This window comes from Olivibacter sp. 47 (assembly GCF_030372825.1).
Lineage (GTDB): Bacteria > Bacteroidota > Bacteroidia > Sphingobacteriales > Sphingobacteriaceae > Olivibacter > Olivibacter oleidegradans.
Window position 1 is genome coordinate 6,287,623 of the sequence record NZ_JAUCNR010000001.1, and the last position, 19,213, is coordinate 6,306,835.

Consider the following 19,213-nt stretch of genomic DNA (forward strand, 5'->3'; position numbering starts at 1 on the left):
TTAGTTTTCTATGTTAATCGTTTCGGTAAATATAAAGACAGAACTGAAATCCCGCTTAAGCTGATTCATAAGTGCTTGTGCCTGGCTCCGACTCGTAAAATCACCTACCTTCACCCGATAGTTAGGCTGCTGATAGCCGACATAGGTATTAAGATCTTTATAAATTTGCTTAAACCTTGCCTGCGCGCTGTAAGCTTCGTTACGATTGCTTCCAGAGTAAATCTGTACCCGATAACCGCGTGCCGTAACTTTTCTACCGGTCTTCAGCGGCACACCGGGTTTGCTGGATTCATCTGCTGGAGACAAAACCGTGTTACTACCCAGTAACATACGCTCTTTCTGTAGACGTTCAATTAAGATACTTTTATGTTCTTCTACTATCCCCTTCTCATCCTGAGCAATTGCCTTTCCTATAAAACAGAAAAGCAATAGACCTAGAGCGATAAAAATTTGTTTAAGGCAAGATGTTATTAACATATTCAAACGGTTATTCGTTGTTTGTTATTGTTCTTAGTAAATGAGTAAATGACAACAACTAAGAACGAACAGCTAAGAACTAAACTTGTCCTATACCGTGACAATTTTTATATTTTTTCCCACTACCACAAGGGCAAGGATCATTTCTTCCTATTTTATTATCATTTCTGACAGGTTGCGTCTTTTGCACTTCCCTGGTATCCTCCACGGGCAGACCACCTCCTGACGTTGCTGCGGCCAATTCCGGCTTAGATACTTGCATTTTGGGTTCCTGAACAGGCCGGCGTGCTTCCCGCACTTCTTGTGGCTGCTGATGCGGAATTTCTCCTTTAAACAAGAAAGCCACAATATCTTTATTCATGGTTACCAACATCTCCTTGAAAAGGTTAAAGGCTTCCATTTTATAAATAATGATAGGATCCTTTTGTTCGTAAACTGCATTTTGCACCGATTGTTTCAAATCGTCCATCTCACGCAAATGCTCTTTCCAAGCCTCATCTATTAAGGATAAAACAACCCCTTTTTCGAAGGCCTTAAATACTTCCTTTCCATTTGTTTCAACCGCTTTCTTTAGGTTAGCTGCGACCTGCAATCCACGAAGACCATCAGTAAATGGCACGACAATATTTTCAATCTGTTCACCACGTGTTGCATACACGTCTTTCAAAACCGGTAAGGTCTGATTTGCAATATGCTCCGCTTTGCGGTGGTAGAAATCGATTACCCGGCTAAATAAGGTATCTGTTAAGCCGGCAATGTTGCCACTTAAAAAAGCATCTTGATTCAACTCAGGATCAACGGAAAAAACACGGATAAATTCCAATTGAAAATCCTCATAGGTTCCCGTTTCCTTATATTCAGTAACCAAGTCTTCAACCACATCATAAATGGTATTATTCAGATCAACATCCAAACGTTCCCCAAATAGTGCATTTCTACGTTTCGCATAGATCACGGTACGCTGTGAGTTCATCACATCATCGTATTCCAGCAAACGCTTACGGATACCGAAGTTGTTCTCTTCCACTTTCTTCTGTGCTCGTTCGATCGATTTGGTGATCATCGAATGCTGAATAACCTCTCCTTCTTCAATGCCCATACGTACCATGATGTTGGAAATACGTTCGGAACCGAATAAGCGCATTAAATTGTCTTCCAAGGAAACGAAAAACTGCGAAGAACCGGGGTCACCTTGGCGACCGGCACGACCGCGCAACTGACGGTCAACGCGGCGAGATTCATGTCGTTCTGTACCAACAATAGCTAAACCACCAGCCTCTTTAACACCAGGTCCTAACTTGATGTCGGTACCACGACCCGCCATGTTCGTCGCGATGGTCACGGTACCCGCCTGCCCTGCTTCCGCCACTATGTCGGCTTCCCTTTGGTGAAGTTTAGCATTCAATACATTGTGTTTGATACCGCGTAACTTCAACATACGGCTCAACAATTCTGATATTTCCACCGAGGTCGTACCTACCAATACCGGGCGACCAGCCTCGGTTAACTTTTGGATTTCCTCAGCAACTGCATTATATTTTTCACGAGCCGTACGATAAACCAAGTCCTCCCGATCATCACGTTGTATTGGGATATTGGTTGGTATTTCTACCACATCCAACTTATAGATTTGCCACAGCTCACCCGCCTCCGTCACCGCCGTACCCGTCATACCTGCTAGCTTGTGGTACATTCTAAAATAATTCTGTAAAGTTATCGTCGCGTAGGTTTGTGTAGCATCTTCTACCTTTACATTTTCTTTCGCCTCAATTGCTTGATGTAACCCATCCGAGTAACGGCGACCTTCCATGATACGCCCCGTCTGCTCATCGACAATCTTAACCTTACCCTCATCTATGATATATTCTACATCCTTTTCAAACAAGGTATAAGCTTTTAATAGCTGGTTAACGGAGTGAATACGTTCAGATTTAATAGAAAAATCACGCATCAGTTCATCTTTCTTCTGCGCCTTTTCTTCGGCAGAGATCGCTAACTTTTCAATCTCAGCAATTTCAGTCCCTACATCAGGCATGACAAAAAAGTGAGGATCTTCGCCTGAGCTTGTGATTAGCTCAATTCCTTTTTCTGTCAACTCTACTTGATTATTTTTCTCATCTATTACAAAGAACAATTCGGCATCCACTTTTGGCATATTTTTGCTTTGTTCCTGCAGGTAATAGTTCTCTGTTTTCGTAAGCACCTGGCGATTACTCCCTTCGCTCAGAAATTTAATGAGCGCCTTATTCTTAGGTAAGCCTCTATGTGCACGTAATAAGGCCATACCAGCACCTTCTACATCGGTATTACCACTTGAAATTCCTTTCTTCGCTTCGTTCAACACCGTATTGATATACGCTTTTTGTGCATTTACCAGACGCTCGATTCGCGGTTTCAAATCATAGAATTCATGTTCATCGCCACGGGGAATTGGGCCGGATATAATTAAAGGTGTACGTGCATCATCAATGAGTACAGAGTCAACCTCATCCACCATAGCAAAATGTAATTTACGTTGCACCAAGCCTTCCGGTGCTTGCGCCATATTATCTCGTAGATAATCGAAACCAAATTCATTGTTTGTACCGAAAACAATATCAGCGGCATAAGCGTTGCGGCGAGCCGCAGAGTTTGGCTGATGTTTGTCGATACAATCTACGCGAAGACCATGGAATTCAAATAAAGGCCCATTCCATTCGGAGTCACGTCGTGCCAAATAATCGTTCACCGTCACGATATGAACACCTTGTCCGGATAAAGCGTTTAAATAAGCGGGTAAAGTACCTACCAATGTTTTACCTTCACCCGTTGCCATTTCAGCAATTTTACCTTCGTGCAGAACAATACCACCGATTAACTGTACATCATAATGCACCATATTCCAGGTAACCTGATTCCCGGCAGCAATCCATGTGTTATGCCAAATAGCTTTATCGCCCTTGATTTCGACATTTGGCTTTTTCGCTGCCAGATCACGATCGAACTCACTAGCTGTCACTTCTAACGTCGTGTTTTCAGTAAATCGGCGTGCCGTTTCTTTCACAACAGCGAATGCCTCCGGAAGTATTTCCATTAATACTTCCTCTAATTTTTTATCGCGATCTTTAATCAGTTTATCTACTTTGTCATAAATGGCATTTTTTTCTGCCATTTCTACCTGTGGTTCCTCAGCATCTGTTTTCAACTGGTTGATTTCACCATCAATATCCGCTAAATAGTCGGAAATCCGTCGCTTAAAATCAAGCGTCTTTGCACGAAGTTCATCATGACTTAATCCCTCCAGTTTGGCAAATTCTTCCTTGATTTTATCTACTAACGGACGAATATGTTTTATATCACGATCAGATTTACTGCCAAAAATTTTACTTAAGAATCCTAACATGTTCAATAATAATCTAAAATATATGCTATTGGTGTCAACAAATGCGCCAAATCCCATGTTGCGTCATATTGACATCAATACAATTGTCAAAGTTAGTGATTTTTTGTTAATAGTAATCAGCTTTCGGAGATTGGCATTCAGCCGTTTGTTAATTGTTCGCTGTTGGTTATTAGTTATTAGTTATTAGTTATTGGTTATTGGTTATTGGTTATTAGTTATTGGTTATTAGTTATTGGTTATTGGGTGTTGGTTATTGGTTATTGGTTATTAGTTATTGGTTATTGGTTGGCGAGCGCACATTCATTGGCTAGGAAAGGCTTAGGCTGTAGTTAAGCAATAAGCAGATGGCATTAGGCAGTAAGCTTTAAAGTACCTCCCTATCGGAAGGCAGGCAGGTCCCAAACCATTATCACATCGGCTAATTATCACATCGGCTAATTGGCTCATCGGCTAATTATTTCAGCTATCAGCAGTCGGCCTTCAGTCGCACGAATCCTTCTCACTATTCCCTACTCAATAACTTAACTACTCAACTACTTAACTATTTCCCTACTCAACTACTTAACCATTTCCCTACTTAACTATTGTGGAAGCACGGCCCAAATGGTATTTCCTGCGTCATCGGCGACCAGCATATATCCTTGTTTGGCAAATGCGATGCCTACCGGTCGGCCGTATACTTCAGCCTCCGCGTCATTTGCTATAAAGCCCGTCAAAAAATCTTTATATTCACCTATAGGCGTTCCATTTTCAAAAGGAATAAAGAGCACTTTGTATCCGACCAATTTCGAGCGATTCCAAGATCCGTGTTGCCCTACATAAGCGCCACCTGCGAACTTACCTGAAGCTCCGAAAGCTAAGCCTAGTGAAGCCGTATGTGACCCCACTGCAAAATCGGGAACGATGGATTCAGCCACCAAATCCTCTCTTTTTCCCTTCAACCGAGGGTCTGGGTTTTTGCCCCAATAAGCATATGGCCAGCCATAGAAGCCATTTTCTTCCACAGATGTTATATAATCGGGAACGATTTGGTCTCCCAACTCATCACGCTCATTCACTGCGGTCCATAATTTACCGGTATGAGGCTCCCATGCCATGCCGACCGGATTTCGAAGTCCTGCTGCAAAAATGCGTTCTCCACTTCCATCGGGGTTAATCTCCAAAATGTTTGCTCTCCGTCTTTCATTCTCCATCCCATGTTCACCAACGTTACTTCCCGACCCGACGCTAATATATATTTTTGAGCTATCCGGTTTCATCAATAAATTTCGAGTCCAATGATTGTTGTATCCGCCTGCGGGCAACGACAAAATTTTCTCGCCCTTTCCACTAACTTTAGCTTCTCCTATCTTATACGGATACTTTAAAATACCATCGGTATTAGCGACATAGAAACTGTTATCCATGATCAACATGCCAAAGGGTTTATTAAGCCCTTCCAAGAAAGGGGATTTGCTATCGGCTACGCCATCTCCGTTGGTATCCTTGAACATAGTAATTCTATTCGCACCTGCTCCTTGTGTCTGCGATTCGGCCACGAAAATGTCTCCATTCGGGGCGACATAGATCCAACGGGGATTTTGCAAACCATCGGCAAATTTGACAACCTTGTAGCCCGCGGCCACAATCGGTGTTTTCCCTGTTGGCCATCCGATTACCTTTGAGTTTTTAGTACTGGATGGCGTTGCCAATGGCTCAGCTAAGGTAATGTTTAGTCCGTACTCACCTACCGAATCCGTTGGGGCTTCCGGCGTCTCTTCTTGGTTTTGCCCATTTCCTTTGCAGGCATTGATCAAAACCAAAAAAGAAAAAAAAAGACAATAAGTATATCGATTCATTTTGGATGACGTTTTATTCATGTTAAAGGAACACCAAGCCATCCAAAATGTTTGTTTTAGCGCCAAGCTTTATATTGGTTGATTAAGCCGTTGGTGGAGCTATCATGTGAGGTAATGTCTCCCTCGTTTCTGAGCTCAGGCAATATCTTTCCAGCGAGCTGCTTACCCAGTTCAACTCCCCATTGATCGAAACTAAAAATATTCCAGATAATACCTTGTGTAAATATTTTATGCTCATAAAACGCAATCAAGCTTCCCAAACTCCGGGGCGTTATTTTTTTCAAAAGAAAAGAATTGCTTGGCCGGTTTCCCTCAAAAACTTTGAATGGCGTAATAGCCGCTACTTCCTCGTCAGATTTCCCTGCTTTTTTCAACTCAGCTTCCACTTCCTCTTCCATTTTACCATTCATTAACGCTTCTGTTTGGGCAAAGAAATTAGATAACAGGAGCGTATGGTGTTCCCCAATTGGATTGTGTGTTTGAGCAGGTGCAATAAAATCGCAAGGGATCATCTTCGTGCCTTGGTGAATCAATTGATAAAAGGCGTGTTGGCCATTTGTTCCGGGTTCGCCCCAGATAACGGGCCCTGTCTGATATTCAACCGGCACTCCATTTCTATCCACATACTTACCATTACTTTCCATATCGCCTTGCTGAAAGTATGCCGCAAAACGATGTAGGTATTGATCATAAGGTAGAATCGCATGCGTTTCCGAATCAAAGAAATTATTATACCAAATACCTAACACCCCCATAATAACTGGAATATTTTCCTCTAAGGGAGTATTTTTGAAGTGATTATCAGCCGCGTGGGCTCCCGCTAAAAGTTCTTTGAAATTATCAAAACCAATGCTCAACACGATCGACAAGCCAATGGCGCTCCATAAAGAATAGCGACCACCAACCCAGTCCCAGAATTCAAACATATTCTTCGTATCTATACCGAAGTCTTGCACCGCTTTAGCATTGGTGCTCAACGCGACGAAATGCTTAGCGATATCCTTTTCGGCGCCTCCTTGGGTTAAAAACCAGTCACGCGCACTGTGAGCGTTGGCCATCGTTTCTTGCGTGGTAAAGGTTTTGGAAGCAATCAAAAAGAGCGTGGTTTCTGCATTCACCTTTCGTAACGTCTCAGCGATATGCGTTCCATCAACATTTGATACAAAATGTAAGGTTAAATGATTTTTATATGGTTTCAATGCTTCCGTTACCATAACCGGACCTAAGTCTGAACCGCCGATTCCTATATTAACAATATCCGTTATTGCTTTACCACTGTATCCTTTCCAAGAACCGTCAATCACTGCTTCACTAAATTCTTTCATATGTGCCAGTACTTCATTGACTGAAGGCATCACATCTTGGCCATCAACAAGTACGGGTGTGTTGCTTATATTTCGCAATGCCGTATGCAATACCGCTCTGTTTTCTGTTTTATTAATCGGCAGTCCTTTGAACATGGCGTCAATGGCCTCTTCCAGGTGGCATTCGCGAGCAAGCTGCACTAAAAGAGCAACGGTCTGTTCATCTATCCTATTTTTTGAATAATCAAATAAAATGTCTTCAAATAGTAATGAGAACTTTTCGAATCTATCCGGATCGTAGGCGAACAGATCACGTAAATGTTTCGGCGCGATGTTGATATAATGGTTGCTCAAGTAGTTGTAAGCATCGGTTTCGGTAAAATTTACAGTTGGTAACATAAGCAAATCAAAATTTTCACGAAACTACAATTTTAGTCGCAGAAAAGCGAAAAGCATTTGATGGCGCAGCCTAGATTTACTTTCCTAAGACAGAATAGCTACTTAAAATCTCCGATTTTAACATCAAGATTTCACTTTTACATACGGAATATTAGAAGACCATCTTCTTTAGTCACTTTCTTCCGCAAACCACGAAGTAGCTTGAATGCTATTGAAAACGAACAAGTGATGAAAAAAGTTGATTAAGGAAACCTCTTTTTTTAAAGCTAAATTCCTAAACAGCGTAGCCGCTATTTTCAAAAAAGTTTCCTGACTTTTAACACATTTTGTTATACAATATGTAAAAATTTTCGATATCTTTATCCAAACAAATCCTATATTAGTCAGTTAATTTATAAAGGATTAACATAGGCAGCTTTTAGCCAAAAAATATTAATTCATTAAAGCGGATTAAGGTATCAACCATCTTAAAAACGTATCGAGATGACTGATGTAAATTATGACAATATTGAGCGTTATCTATCTGGAAGTATGACAGATAAGGAGCGTCATCATTTCGAGGCCGAGCTTGACGAAAACGAAGACTTGGCTCAGGAACTTCATTTTTACATGTACGTAAATCAAAGCATCTCGGAATGTCTTTATCATACCCCTATTGAAGAACTATCCTTCGGCAAGGCCAAAAACAAACGATACCAAGATATGAACAGACTTAAATGGATGGCATTAACAGCTATTGGCGTCATTTTCGTAACAATCCTTTTATGGTCACCGTGGAAAATATATCGAGAGATTGATGCATCATCTGTTCAAATGGGCACCGTTAACGCAGAGGGCTTACCTGTTGGTAATAAATATGCCGATATTATCGAGCTTTTTAATGCAGGCAAATACGAAGAAGCCTTGCCTCTTTTAAACGGGGCATTAACGGAACAACCCAATGATTTGTATATTCGGTATTATAGAGGCCTTACTTTCTTAAATTTAAAATACCTCGGATCTGCCCGTCGAGATTTACTGAAGATTTACACCGAAAACGCACCGCAAATGTATGACGCGGCTTACTATATCGCCTTATCCTATCTAGAAGAAGAGGACGATTATAAAGAAAGTGCTCGTAATTGGCTGGATAAAATCCCTCAAGAAGCCCCCATTCATTCGAAAGCCGAAGCACTTAGGAAATTACTGTAAAATAACCGTTTAGTTGAGCAGTTGTATTGTTAAATTGTTGAGTAGGGAAATGGTTAAGTAGTTGAGTAGTTAAGTAGTTGAGTAGTTGAGTAGTTAAGTAGGGAATAGTGAGAAGGATTCGTGCGACTGAAGGCCGACTGCTGATAGCTGAAATAATTAGCTGATGAGCCAATGTGATGATTAGCCAATGTGATAATGTTTTGGGACTTGCCTGCCTTCCGATAGGGAAGTACTTTAAAGCTTATTGCCCAATGCCTACAGCCTAAAGCTTATTACTTAAAACTTATAACTTAAAATCCTACCTTTGTTCTATGACGAAAGAAAACATTCAAGAATTAAGGGATAGAGCAGCTTCCCTGAGGAGGCATCTTTGACATTGATGCAAAACAAAAAGAAATAAACCAAGAGCAAGAAATAACCCTAAAACCAGACTTTTGGGATCATCCAAAAGAAGCGGAAAAAGTATTGCAGTCGATCAAGAGCAAAAAAGTTTGGACAGATAGCTTTGACGAGCTACTGCAAGCCATTGACGATGCTTCTGTCATGTTCGACTTTTATCAGAGTGGCGACGCCAGTGAGCAGGAAGCCGATGAACTTTTTCAAGAAGCGCTGAAACGGGTTGAAGAGCTCGAATTTAAAAATATGCTTAGTGCCGAAGAAGATCAGTTAACGGCTATTTTACAAATTACTGCCGGCGCTGGAGGCACTGAGAGTTGTGATTGGGCGGCTATGTTGATGCGTATGTATATTATGTGGGGAGAAAAGAATGGCTATAAGGTAACGGAGCAAGACTTCCTCGAAGGCGATGTTGCAGGTGTAAAATCAGTGACACTTCAATTTGACGGCAATTTCGCTTATGGATATTTAAAGGGAGAAAACGGCGTGCATCGCTTAGTGCGAATTTCTCCGTTCGACTCCAATGCGAAACGGCATACTTCGTTCGCCTCCGTATACGTCTATCCACTGGTGGACGATACAATTGAGATTGAGGTAAAAGATTCGGATATTGAATGGGACACGTTCCGTTCAGGAGGCGCTGGTGGACAGAACGTCAATAAGGTAGAAACAGCCGTTAGGCTGCACCACAAGCCCTCAGGAATTGTTATCAAGAACCAGGAGTCGCGTTCACAACTCCAAAATAAGGATAACGCTATGCGTCTCTTAAAATCGCAGCTTTATGAAATTGAGATGCGTAAGCGTATGGAAACGACAGCGGCTATTGAAGGCAGCAAGAAAAAAATAGAATGGGGTTCGCAAATACGTAATTATGTTTTACATCCTTATAAGCTGGTAAAAGATTTAAGGACAGGTCACGAAACATCCAATACCCAAGCGGTATTAGACGGTGAATTGGATGAATTTCTAAAATCTTATCTGATGGAATTTGGTGGAAACTAAAATTCATTTTTCCACATCATGGATTCAACGGGTCGCGTTGTCTTTCTATTGTATTTCGCATTCCCTTTTGTGTTGTACATGGTGTGGATATCTCCCTCTACCGTAAAATAAATCAACTGCCCAATGGGCATGCCAGCATATACACGTACCGGTTGAGCCACGGATATTTCAAGTGTCCAGGTATTACAAAATCCGACATCTCCCTTTCCGGCAGTGGCATGAATATCAATACCTAAACGTCCTGTGCTGCTTTTACCTTCCAGGAAAGGTACATGGTTATGGGTTTCTGTATATTCTAATGTCACTCCCAAATACAAGGTGTTTGGTTCAAGCACATAACCAGCTTTCGGAATTTCAAAGTGAACAATTTCATTATGAACCTTAGCATCTAATACCCGATCTTTATAAGTAGCCAAGTATTTCCCTAAATGAACGTCATATGAGTTCGTCCCCAAACATTCACGCTTAAATGGTTCAATAATAATAGAGCCTTTATCGATTTCCTCTAAAATCCTTTTGTCTGAAAGTATCATAGTGTTTTTAGTGCAGGATACAAACATAAGGAATAATTAATCAATTTGTGAATGAGTTGAGTTGTTGAGTAGGGAAATAGTTAAGTAGTTGAATCGTTAAGTAGTTAAGTAGTTGATGAACCAATGTGATGATAGCCGACATGATTAGAACGGCCAGCGCGTCCGAAGCTGATAGCTGAAATAATTAGCCGATGAGCCAATTAGCCAATGTGATGATGAGCCGATGCGATAATTAGCCGATGTGATAATGGTTTGGGCTGTCTTCCGATAGGGAGGTACTTTAAAGCTTACGGCCTAATGCCATCTGCTTATTGCTTAACGCCTACAGCTTTTCATAGCCAATGAATGTGCGCTCGCTAACCAATAACTAATAACCAATAACTAATAACAAACAACTAACCAAACAGCCGAAAGCCGATCGCTGAAAGCTGATGGCTATTGATAAAAATTTACTACTTTTATTCATGGGTTTAGTATATCTTAAGGAAGTTAATCCGCACACACGTTTTGCCATTTGGAAAATTGAAGAAACAGCTGAAGAGCTATTGGCTAAATTACAGCTAAACAGAAGTGAAAAGGCTTTTTTGGAGCGACTTAACAAGGGTAAAAGGACATTAAATTGGTTGGGAACACGTGTTTTGCTCCGCACCATGTTAGATACCCCGGGTTATATTGATTGCCCTTCTGACGAGAATGGCAAACCTTATTTAGTTAATTTTCCGCATAAAATATCACTCAGTCATTCCTTTGATTATGCTGCTTGCATGCTTAGTACACGATACGAGGTAGGAATCGACATGGAGTTGGTCAAACCTAAAATAGAAGTCATTGCCAGTAAATTCATGAAACCCGAAGAGCTGGCACAGCTTCAGCCTGAACACCGCTATGTAGAACAGCTTTTAACTTGCTGGACAGCTAAAGAAGCGGTCTATAAGTTACAAGGAAAAAAAGGAGTTTCTTTTAAAGACAATATTTATATCGAACCCTTTACGTATCAAGAACAGGGGAGCAGTATTGTTGCCCATCTTCAAGGCCCGCATCAACATGCGATCTATACCGTTTACTACGAGCGTTTTCGGGAGTTTATGTTAGGATATGTGATGGGATAGGTGCTTTTCTTCCTATTTCCGTAACTTTGCATTCCTTATTAGGATTACACATGAATAAAAACGTTTATTTCCAAGACTGGGGCAGGGTTGACTATCAAGAAGCGTGGGATCGGCAAGAACTTATTTTCGCGCAGGTAGTTCAACAGAAAACGGGCAACCGGGTTAATGGCACCAATCATCCTACAGACAACTATTTAATTTTCGTAGAACATCCGCATGTTTATACACTGGGTAAGAGCGGTAAGCCCGAAAACTTATTATTAGATGAACAGGGGCTACACGATAAGCAAGCAACCTATTACAAGATAAACCGTGGAGGAGATATTACTTATCATGGCCCTGGCCAACTAGTTGGTTATCCTATATTGGATCTTGATAATTTTTTTACTGACATCCATCTATACATGCGTACGATTGAAGAGGCCGTGATTCGTACATTAGCCGATTATGAGATTGAGGCTGGCAGGTACCCGGGTTATACCGGCGTATGGTTGGATCCGGACAATGAAAAAGCCCGGAAAATTTGCGCTATCGGTGTTCGAGCCAGTAGGTGGGTTACCATGCATGGTTTTGCATTTAACGTCAACACGGACCTAAATTATTTCAACCATATTGTGCCCTGTGGTATAGACGATAAAGCCGTAGCTTCTTTACAAGGTGAACTAGGACGGGAAGTAGACATGGAAGAAGTAAAAGAACACTTAAAAAAACATTTTGCTGATTTGTTCAAAATGAATTTAATAAGCGCTGCATTGACTGCGTTCTAAATCACTCCACAGTACACACTATCGGAAAGCGTATCATGATAGGTATCCCGGAAGGAGGCATATACATGTATTGGCTTCTCAGCAAAGGCTAAGGTGCTATTCTCCCAGCTGTCCGTCTGTGCGACCCTTTCTGCGCCGATTTCTCTAAAATGACGAAATAAGTCGCCATCATATAGCAAAACCACTAAACGATCCCCTTTCCATCCACCTAATGATTCCCATGACAACGTAATACGAGTCCCATTTCGTTCAACGGAGCAGTTATGCGGCGGAATTATTGGGCCTTTACTTATCAAAACCTTTTCCGGGTTGATATAGGGTTCACCATTTTCGTCGATCTCTACGGCGTATTTACGGGTGTATGACTGTACCATCTGAAAAGGTCCCACCCTACTCCCAGGCGGAACTGCATTCCTAAAACCGAATAGGACAAAAGGCTTTATCGGTGTCAAAAATTTAGATACAGCTTTCATTTTAGCCTGATTCAATAATTCCTTGGGAGAGAAAGGTTTGGTACGGCGCCCAATCGTACGAACAATCAGTTGACCATTTAATTCATACGTCGTTAAATCCCCCGTCCTTCCATTAATAGGGCCATGAAGACCATTCTTTGCAATTGCCATGTTAAAAGCCTTTGGTTTATATATCTGCTAGTCGAAGCTGGTTTACTGCTGCTTCCACTCAAATATATCATAAAAAAAGAATTTATAAAGTTTTAAAGAAGAATTTATAAAGGGTTAATAAGGGTGATACCCTTATTAACCCTTTATAAACCCCTTACTAACACTTTGTTAACACCCTATTAATGGTAAAGGAAACGCGAATGAAATTCAACTTAATCCCGAACGATTAGCGACGGACAACCCGTTAACATTCGGGCAAACTCAACGGAATGTTGGTTGCTAAACCACCATCAGAAGTTTCTTTATACTTAACATTCATATCCAAGGCTGTTTCCCACATGGTGTGCACTACGGCATCTAAACTTACTTTTGCCTTTTCGGGATTGGATTGTAAAGCGAGTTGCGATGCTGTAATGGCCTTAATAGCTCCCATGGTATTTCTTTCGATACAGGGTACCTGTACTAATCCGCCGATGGGATCGCATGTTAGTCCAAGGTGATGTTCCATGGCAATTTCAGCTGCCATCAGTACTTGGCGCTGGGATCCGCCCAAACACTCGGTTAATGCCGCCGCTGCCATCGCCGAAGACACACCAATCTCAGCCTGGCATCCACCCATTGCAGCCGATATCGTCGATCCTTTCTTGAAGATACTTCCTATCTCCGATGCCGTCGCTATAAATTGAATGATTTTTTCTTCATTGTAGCCATTGCAGAATATTAAAAAGTATTGAAGGACGGCTGGGATTACACCGGCAGCACCGTTTGTCGGAGCGGTAACGACCCGTCCGAATGAAGCATTCTCCTCGTTCACGGCCAAGGCAAAACAACTTACCCAATCTAACGTATACTGGAAACCACTCCCTCCTTCACGGATAGCGTACATCCAGGTTTCAAAATCGGCATAATGACGGCCGTTCAATAATTTTTTATTTAATTTAGCGGCTCTTCTTTCCACATTTAAGCCTCCCGGCAAGGTACCCGTAGTGTGACAGCCTCGATAAATACAATCACGAATCGTATGAAAAATCTTTAAGATCCCCTTATTAGTTTCTTCTTCACTTCGCCATGCATGCTCATTTTCGAGCACCACCTCTGAAACTTTAAGGCCGGTACGCATACACCACATCAATAAATCCTTCGCATTTTGAACGGGGAAGGGTAGATCCACCTCTTCTGTATCACCTGCCCGTTGATTTTCCTGGACTACAAAACCTCCACCAATAGAGAAGTAAGTTTCAGATAACGCCGTTCCATCTCTGAAAAAAGCTTGAAAGGTAACCGCATTTGGGTGATAGGGCAAACTTTCCGTCATCAGGAAAAGCAAGTCCTCTCCATAATTAAAAGGAATTACATACTGCCCGGCAAGACACAATTGGCAATCACCCTTAATCTGGTCAACTGTTGGTTGAATCCGACTAACCTCGAAAGTCACGGGGTCACCACCACTCAACCCTAAAAGGATTGCTATATCGGTTCCATGCCCCTTACCCGTCTTGGCCAAGGATCCGTAGAGTAAGATTTTAACTGCTTCTGTATCAGCAAGCCTCTTTTCTTGATCAAGCTTTTGGATAAATCGTTGTGCTGCACGCCATGGCCCAAGGGTATGCGAGCTAGAAGGCCCGACACCGATTTTGAAAATATCAAAAATGGAAATCTGTTCTTTATTCATAAAATAACGCATACGAAGTTAAGCCTAATAATTGTGATTTCCTTATCGGCTCATTTACCCGATATTGACATCATTTTAAAAATTTTAACCATCGGAAAACATTTTTGTACGTTTTATCAGTTCCATATTTTATATTTGTTTATTATAAGCCGAAAAAATTGATAATAAACTAATTTTCAATGCAGTTATTTACCTAAAAAAGTTAAAAGTCTTATAAAAACAACACCCCTGTTTTTCACTTAAATAAGAATCATATGAACAACTACGATTACAACGATTCAATGAGCTCCGGTTTATTTGCCGCCATGGGCATTGGCACAACACTTGTTTCGCTTGCTCTTAGTATTTTAGCGATCGCCGGTTTGTGGAAAATGTTCGAAAAGGCTGGCAAACCAGGCTGGGCAGCAATAATTCCTGTTTACAATCTCATTGTTATTCTTGAGATTGTTGGAAAACCTATTTGGTGGATATTTTTCTTTCTGATTCCCTGTGTAAACTTTGTAGTAATCATTTGGGTGCTGAATCTGTTGATGAAGAGCTTCGGAAAAGATTCAATATACACGGTACTGGCGTTTTTCTTCTCTTTTATCATTTTTCCCATGATTGGCTTCGGGAGCGATCGCTATTTGGGACCATCAGCTGCTGAAGCGAGAGGTGGCAACTCGTTTGATCAGTTTAAGAATTATAAGAATCCATTTGATGATCCGAATGCACCTAGAGACCCAACAGCTTAATATGGTATGAACTATTTGCTGTTTTTGATTTTCAGTAGCTGGTCCGGAATAGACTGGCTACAACATCATCTTCTACCTTGCCCTTTTAAATGGTTAACCGGCATAGATTGCCCCGGCTGCGGTTTTCAAAGAGCATTATTGTTATTACTTCAGGGGCGATGGCAAGCCAGTATAGTACAATATCCACCAACCATTCCACTTTTATTATTAGGTTTATTTTTCCTGCTAAAAAACCGTTATTTTAAGAAAAATGAAAAACTTGCTACCGTATTATCTTGCTTAGTGGGCTTTCTAATCATCACGTCCTATCTTAACAAGATGTTTTAAGCGCAGCTAATGGAGCCTTTTATTTCGTATTTGATGTCAGATACGAATAGTCGCGAACAATTTGTTTCAAAAACTCCCATTCATTCATCTCGTTAGGAATGTTCACTTGTAACACATCTTTTGCTTTCATAGCCATTTTATATACGAGCATATTATTGCCTGACTTACTGAAATTGGCCAACACATCATGAATGAGTGTTATGTCCTGATCGTTAAGACTTGTCACCTCCGGAAACAAGGGCTTATATAGTTCTTCGGTTGGAGGATGAAAGGCAATTGCTTCTAACTGCGTTCGGGGAACGGTTTTAATTAAAGTTGTGCCCGCCACAATATCGCCTATTCGTTGCTTGTTTTCGGATAGTGCCACGCAGATCAATGCCCCTACTTGCATTGTTAGTGTAAAATCTACAAACCGGAATAACCACCTCAAAAAGTATTGACCTACACTAGGTTGATAACCGTCTAGGCTGACAACTTTAATTTTCAGTATGCGCTTGCCAACACTCTGCCCATTAAAAAAAATTTCACACAGCAAATCATAAAACACAAACAGCGAACCATATAAAGCCAAAAGTATCAGATTACCGGTATTATCAAAAGCCAGTCCTAAGCCTGAAACGATCAATATAAATAAGAGATAAATAAGAAAAAAGAGGAGCAGATCGATTATACGTGCAGCGATCCGCTCGCCCACGCCGGCGACATCATAATCGATCGATATATTTTGCGAAGTAATTACCTTTACATGATTCATCAAAACGAATTTAGTGAAATCCATGGATATGGAAGCGTTTGATTTTTATTATCTTTATTTCGATTCAGGACTTATACTCAAATTATTAATACCATATGCGGGAAGCACTGTTCGTCAAACAAAATAATGCAAAATGGGAAAGTTATGAAAAAATAAAGACAACCCATCCGGATGAGTTAGCAGCGCGTTTTATCGAAATCACGGACGATCTCGCCTATGCCAAAACCTTTTACCCAAAATCGAAAACCACCGCCTATCTTAATGGCTTGGCAGCTCGTCTACACCAGTCGCTCTATATTAATAAAAAAGAAAAGGCAAGTCGTTTTCTGAGCTTTTGGAAAACGGAGCTTCCGATTATCTTTTTTCAGTATCGAAATCAGTTGGCCTATTCTGCTGTATTTTTCTTATTATTCACCTTTATCGGTGCATTCTCTGCCGCGAATGATGAAACATTTGTTCGGCTTGTTTTAGGTGACGACTATGTAAATATGACAAATACTAATATAGAAAAAGGAGATCCTTTTGGCGTATATAAACAATCGAATCCGTTGCTTATGTTTTTGATGATTGCGCTGAACAATATTCGAGTGTCGTGTATGGCATTCCTCTTGGGTATTTTATGCGCTGTTGGCACGGTCGTACTGCTTATGTATAATGGCATTATGTTGGGATCTTTTCAATATTATTTTTTTACAAAAGGTTTAGGTTTTGAATCGGTATTAGTTATCTGGATACACGGCACATTGGAAATATCGGCGATTGTGTTGGCAGGAGCCGCGGGCTTGATATTGGGAAACAGTCTGCTGTTTCCCAAAACTTACAGTAGACTCACTTCGCTTAAACGGGGAGCGAAGGATGGTCTAAAAATCATTGTCGGATTGATCCCCATATTCATTATCGCTGCTTTATTGGAGTCTTTTGTAACAAGACATACAGCTATGCCCTTCTGGTTAAGCAGCGCTATATTGATAGCATCTTTTCTTTTTATCGTATGGTACGTGGTGATTTATCCCCGTAAGCTTTCCAAACTTATTTAGTTATGAATTATTCCTCTGAAGAACCGATTGAATTAAGAAAGGTAAGAGATTTCAGTGAGACGATGAATGATAGCTTCAGCTTTATCAAACAACATTTCAAAAATCTTTTTAAACCCCTTTTATATATAAGTGGCTTTTTTATTATCGCCACAATAGCCAGTAGCGTTGCACAACAAATGAAAACTATCCGATTGGTTGGCTTGGCAAAAGCATCAACCTCAACCGTATTAGCCGAAAATATGACGGGATACACATTTGGTTTAGCCTACTTTCTGTTACTTTTATTCAGTATCTTATCTGTTAGCGTAATTTATCTAGTTACCTATTGCTATATGAAACTCTATAAAGAACACCACCATACAATTCCATCCATGCAAGCCGTTTGGGACTTATTTAAAAGCCATATTATATCCTTTTTCATAGCGACCATTCTTTTAAGTATATTCATCTTTATTGGTTTCCTCTTTTGTTTAGTTCCCGGTTTTTACCTGATTCCCATTATTAGCTTAACCTTGCCCATTATGATTATGGAAGACAAAGGCTTATTTGAAGCATTATCGCGCAGCATACAATTGATAAAAGACCACTGGTGGAAAACCTTCGCATTGATATTTCTAGCATCTATCATTGCCTATTTTAGCATGGGAATACTGAGTCTTCCATCAGCATTTCTAAGTATCGGCGCCGTATTTGTTGAAGATTCTCCCACCTTGGTTCTCGCTGGTAGTATCTTTGGGTCTATTTTAACGGGTTTAGCACAGCTATTTTATATCTTACCTGCAATTGTGAGTGCGCTGTGGTATTTTAGTCTTACAGAAGAGAAAGACGGATTAGGCCTTATGGAACGAATAGAAGGCTTTGGGTCCGGCGGAGTGAAGGCGTCCAACGATTGGCCAAAAGAAGAATATTAATTATTAATCGATGCACCGTATCTGTCTCTTCCTATTGTGTTTGTTATCTTTTATACGCCCCCTCCAGGCCGTAAGCATAGACGCTGCTTTATCAAAAGGACAAGACAAACAGAAACAGATAAATATTGATACCGGGAAAATAATTTTACGCTCATTTGATGCTGCCAAGTTAGCAAGTTATAAAGAGGACGCAGCCTTCAAGTATGAGGAAGAACAGGTTCCTGTTGGATGGTGGCAACATTTTAAACAGTGGCTTTACAATCAGCTAGCCCGCATTTTTTCGAACGGACAATCCGGGTCAACTTTTAAATGGCTATTTATTATACTAGGGAGTGCCGCGCTCTTATTCCTTGTCTATAAAATTGCCGGTATGGATATACTGTACATATTCGGAAGAAGAAATCGGGTTAGTGGTGCAAGTTCCATTGCGGAAGAAGAGGACATACATCAAATCGATTTTGAAATGGAGCTCCAGACCGCTATTACAAACAAAAATTTCCGACAGGCGGTCCGTTTATCATATCTTCAATTGCTAAAAGAACTGACAGATCGGGCATTAATCGATTGGCAACCGGGAAAAACGAATCAAATCTATGTGCAGGAGTTAGGAAACAGACCATTCAGCAACGATTTTAGAAATTTGACAGGTCTGTTTGAAAAAGTATGGTATGGCGCCTTTCCGGTAAGAGAAAACGATTTTTTCGACTTTAGAAGAAGTTTCGCGAAATTAAAGGATCGGATTTAGATACAGTAACAT

The 19,213-nt window shown here is 40.8% G+C and carries 17 protein-coding genes; 9 read left to right on the top strand and 8 right to left on the bottom strand.

The genetic code is table 11. The features are described 5' to 3' along the window. The 4 genes from QT327_RS27130 to pgi form a co-directional block, all read right to left on the bottom strand. A complete protein-coding gene (locus QT327_RS27130; RefSeq protein WP_013663980.1) occupies positions 1-477 on the bottom strand; it encodes an SPOR domain-containing protein in 477 nt (158 codons plus the stop codon). A 79-nt stretch (positions 478-556) separates the two neighbouring features. Next, the gene (secA, locus tag QT327_RS27135) at positions 557-3,859 is read right to left on the bottom strand and encodes a preprotein translocase subunit SecA (protein WP_130858150.1); all 3,303 of its coding nucleotides are present in this window, start codon (positions 3,857-3,859) and stop codon (positions 557-559) included. Between the two features lie 581 nt (positions 3,860-4,440). Next, complete coding sequence (locus tag QT327_RS27140; protein ID WP_289554359.1) at positions 4,441-5,697, bottom strand: PQQ-dependent sugar dehydrogenase; 1,257 nt, start codon at positions 5,695-5,697, stop codon at positions 4,441-4,443. A 56-nt stretch (positions 5,698-5,753) separates the two neighbouring features. After that, the gene (gene pgi / locus QT327_RS27145) at positions 5,754-7,400 is read right to left on the bottom strand and encodes a glucose-6-phosphate isomerase (RefSeq protein WP_130858128.1); all 1,647 of its coding nucleotides are present in this window, start codon (positions 7,398-7,400) and stop codon (positions 5,754-5,756) included. A 483-nt stretch (positions 7,401-7,883) separates the two neighbouring features. Between pgi and QT327_RS27150 the strand changes: the two genes are divergently transcribed. Next, positions 7,884-8,591: a tetratricopeptide repeat protein gene (locus QT327_RS27150; RefSeq protein WP_013663984.1), complete on the top strand. Its 708-nt coding sequence runs from the start codon at positions 7,884-7,886 to the stop codon at positions 8,589-8,591. Positions 8,592-8,902: 311 nt separating this feature from the next. Then, a protein-coding gene (gene prfB / locus QT327_RS27155; protein WP_013663985.1) for a peptide chain release factor 2 occupies positions 8,903-9,989 on the top strand; the annotation gives its coding sequence in 2 pieces (ribosomal slippage) (positions 8,903-8,962 and positions 8,964-9,989; 1,086 coding nt in all). On the opposite strand, the gene dcd is transcribed toward prfB, so the two are convergent. Beyond that, complete coding sequence (gene dcd / locus QT327_RS27160) at positions 9,986-10,522, bottom strand: dCTP deaminase (RefSeq protein ID WP_013663986.1); 537 nt, start codon at positions 10,520-10,522, stop codon at positions 9,986-9,988. The genes prfB and dcd overlap by 4 nt on opposite strands. Before the next feature lie 464 nt (positions 10,523-10,986). Between dcd and QT327_RS27165 the strand changes: the two genes are divergently transcribed. Together QT327_RS27165 and lipB are read left to right on the top strand one after the other, a co-directional pair. Then, positions 10,987-11,631 (top strand): 4'-phosphopantetheinyl transferase family protein, encoded by a 645-nt coding sequence (locus QT327_RS27165; RefSeq protein WP_242627386.1) that lies wholly within the window; start codon positions 10,987-10,989, stop codon positions 11,629-11,631. 50 nt (positions 11,632-11,681) lie between these two features. After that, on the top strand, positions 11,682-12,398 hold the full coding sequence (gene lipB, locus QT327_RS27170; protein ID WP_130858130.1) for a lipoyl(octanoyl) transferase LipB: 717 nt from the start codon (positions 11,682-11,684) through the stop codon (positions 12,396-12,398). Here the strand turns inward: lipB and QT327_RS27175 are convergent. Beyond that, positions 12,395-13,021 (bottom strand): hypothetical protein, encoded by a 627-nt coding sequence (locus QT327_RS27175; protein ID WP_013664008.1) that lies wholly within the window; start codon positions 13,019-13,021, stop codon positions 12,395-12,397. The genes lipB and QT327_RS27175 overlap by 4 nt on opposite strands. 244 nt (positions 13,022-13,265) lie before the next feature. Continuing rightward, complete coding sequence (locus tag QT327_RS27180) at positions 13,266-14,693, bottom strand: L-serine ammonia-lyase (RefSeq protein ID WP_013664009.1); 1,428 nt, start codon at positions 14,691-14,693, stop codon at positions 13,266-13,268. Positions 14,694-14,947: 254 nt separating this feature from the next. On the opposite strand from QT327_RS27180, the gene QT327_RS27185 reads away from it, so the two are divergent. Further along, the gene (locus QT327_RS27185) at positions 14,948-15,427 is read left to right on the top strand and encodes a DUF5684 domain-containing protein (RefSeq protein ID WP_013664010.1); all 480 of its coding nucleotides are present in this window, start codon (positions 14,948-14,950) and stop codon (positions 15,425-15,427) included. A gap of 6 nt (positions 15,428-15,433) precedes the next feature. Further along, positions 15,434-15,754, top strand: a complete 321-nt coding sequence (locus QT327_RS28435; protein ID WP_013664011.1) for a DUF2752 domain-containing protein — start codon at positions 15,434-15,436, stop codon at positions 15,752-15,754. Between the two features lie 19 nt (positions 15,755-15,773). Here QT327_RS28435 and QT327_RS27190 read toward each other — a convergent pair whose 3' ends face one another. Continuing rightward, complete coding sequence (locus QT327_RS27190; RefSeq protein WP_130858131.1) at positions 15,774-16,508, bottom strand: RDD family protein; 735 nt, start codon at positions 16,506-16,508, stop codon at positions 15,774-15,776. A gap of 95 nt (positions 16,509-16,603) precedes the next feature. Here QT327_RS27190 and QT327_RS27195 point away from each other — a divergent pair, with 95 nt between their 5' ends. Genes QT327_RS27195 through QT327_RS27205 form a run of 3 tightly spaced genes read left to right on the top strand, consistent with a single transcriptional unit; the run spans position 16,604 to position 19,201 of the window. After that, a complete protein-coding gene (locus QT327_RS27195) occupies positions 16,604-17,545 on the top strand; it encodes a stage II sporulation protein M (protein WP_013664013.1) in 942 nt (313 codons plus the stop codon). 2 nt (positions 17,546-17,547) lie between these two features. Next, positions 17,548-18,456 (top strand): glycerophosphoryl diester phosphodiesterase, encoded by a 909-nt coding sequence (locus QT327_RS27200; RefSeq protein WP_013664014.1) that lies wholly within the window; start codon positions 17,548-17,550, stop codon positions 18,454-18,456. 10 nt (positions 18,457-18,466) lie between these two features. Continuing rightward, the gene (locus tag QT327_RS27205) at positions 18,467-19,201 is read left to right on the top strand and encodes a DUF4129 domain-containing protein (protein WP_013664015.1); all 735 of its coding nucleotides are present in this window, start codon (positions 18,467-18,469) and stop codon (positions 19,199-19,201) included. Positions 19,202-19,213 lie beyond the last annotated feature (12 nt).

Bases quoted from the DNA above. Each gene is read 5' to 3' on its own strand.
- QT327_RS27130 (WP_013663980.1), bottom strand. From the start codon at position 477: ATGTTAATAACATCTTGCCTTAAACAAATTTTTATCGCTCTAGGTCTA.
- secA (WP_130858150.1), bottom strand. From the start codon at position 3,859: ATGTTAGGATTCTTAAGTAAAATTTTTGGCAGTAAATCTGATCGTGAT.
- QT327_RS27140 (WP_289554359.1), bottom strand. From the start codon at position 5,697: ATGAATCGATATACTTATTGTCTTTTTTTTTCTTTTTTGGTTTTGATC.
- pgi (WP_130858128.1), bottom strand. From the start codon at position 7,400: ATGTTACCAACTGTAAATTTTACCGAAACCGATGCTTACAACTACTTG.
- QT327_RS27150 (WP_013663984.1), top strand. From the start codon at position 7,884: ATGACTGATGTAAATTATGACAATATTGAGCGTTATCTATCTGGAAGT.
- dcd (WP_013663986.1), bottom strand. From the start codon at position 10,522: ATGATACTTTCAGACAAAAGGATTTTAGAGGAAATCGATAAAGGCTCT.
- QT327_RS27165 (WP_242627386.1), top strand. From the start codon at position 10,987: ATGGGTTTAGTATATCTTAAGGAAGTTAATCCGCACACACGTTTTGCC.
- lipB (WP_130858130.1), top strand. From the start codon at position 11,682: ATGAATAAAAACGTTTATTTCCAAGACTGGGGCAGGGTTGACTATCAA.
- QT327_RS27175 (WP_013664008.1), bottom strand. From the start codon at position 13,021: ATGGCAATTGCAAAGAATGGTCTTCATGGCCCTATTAATGGAAGGACG.
- QT327_RS27180 (WP_013664009.1), bottom strand. From the start codon at position 14,693: ATGAATAAAGAACAGATTTCCATTTTTGATATTTTCAAAATCGGTGTC.
- QT327_RS27185 (WP_013664010.1), top strand. From the start codon at position 14,948: ATGAACAACTACGATTACAACGATTCAATGAGCTCCGGTTTATTTGCC.
- QT327_RS28435 (WP_013664011.1), top strand. From the start codon at position 15,434: ATGAACTATTTGCTGTTTTTGATTTTCAGTAGCTGGTCCGGAATAGAC.
- QT327_RS27190 (WP_130858131.1), bottom strand. From the start codon at position 16,508: ATGAATCATGTAAAGGTAATTACTTCGCAAAATATATCGATCGATTAT.
- QT327_RS27195 (WP_013664013.1), top strand. From the start codon at position 16,604: ATGCGGGAAGCACTGTTCGTCAAACAAAATAATGCAAAATGGGAAAGT.
- QT327_RS27200 (WP_013664014.1), top strand. From the start codon at position 17,548: ATGAATTATTCCTCTGAAGAACCGATTGAATTAAGAAAGGTAAGAGAT.
- QT327_RS27205 (WP_013664015.1), top strand. From the start codon at position 18,467: ATGCACCGTATCTGTCTCTTCCTATTGTGTTTGTTATCTTTTATACGC.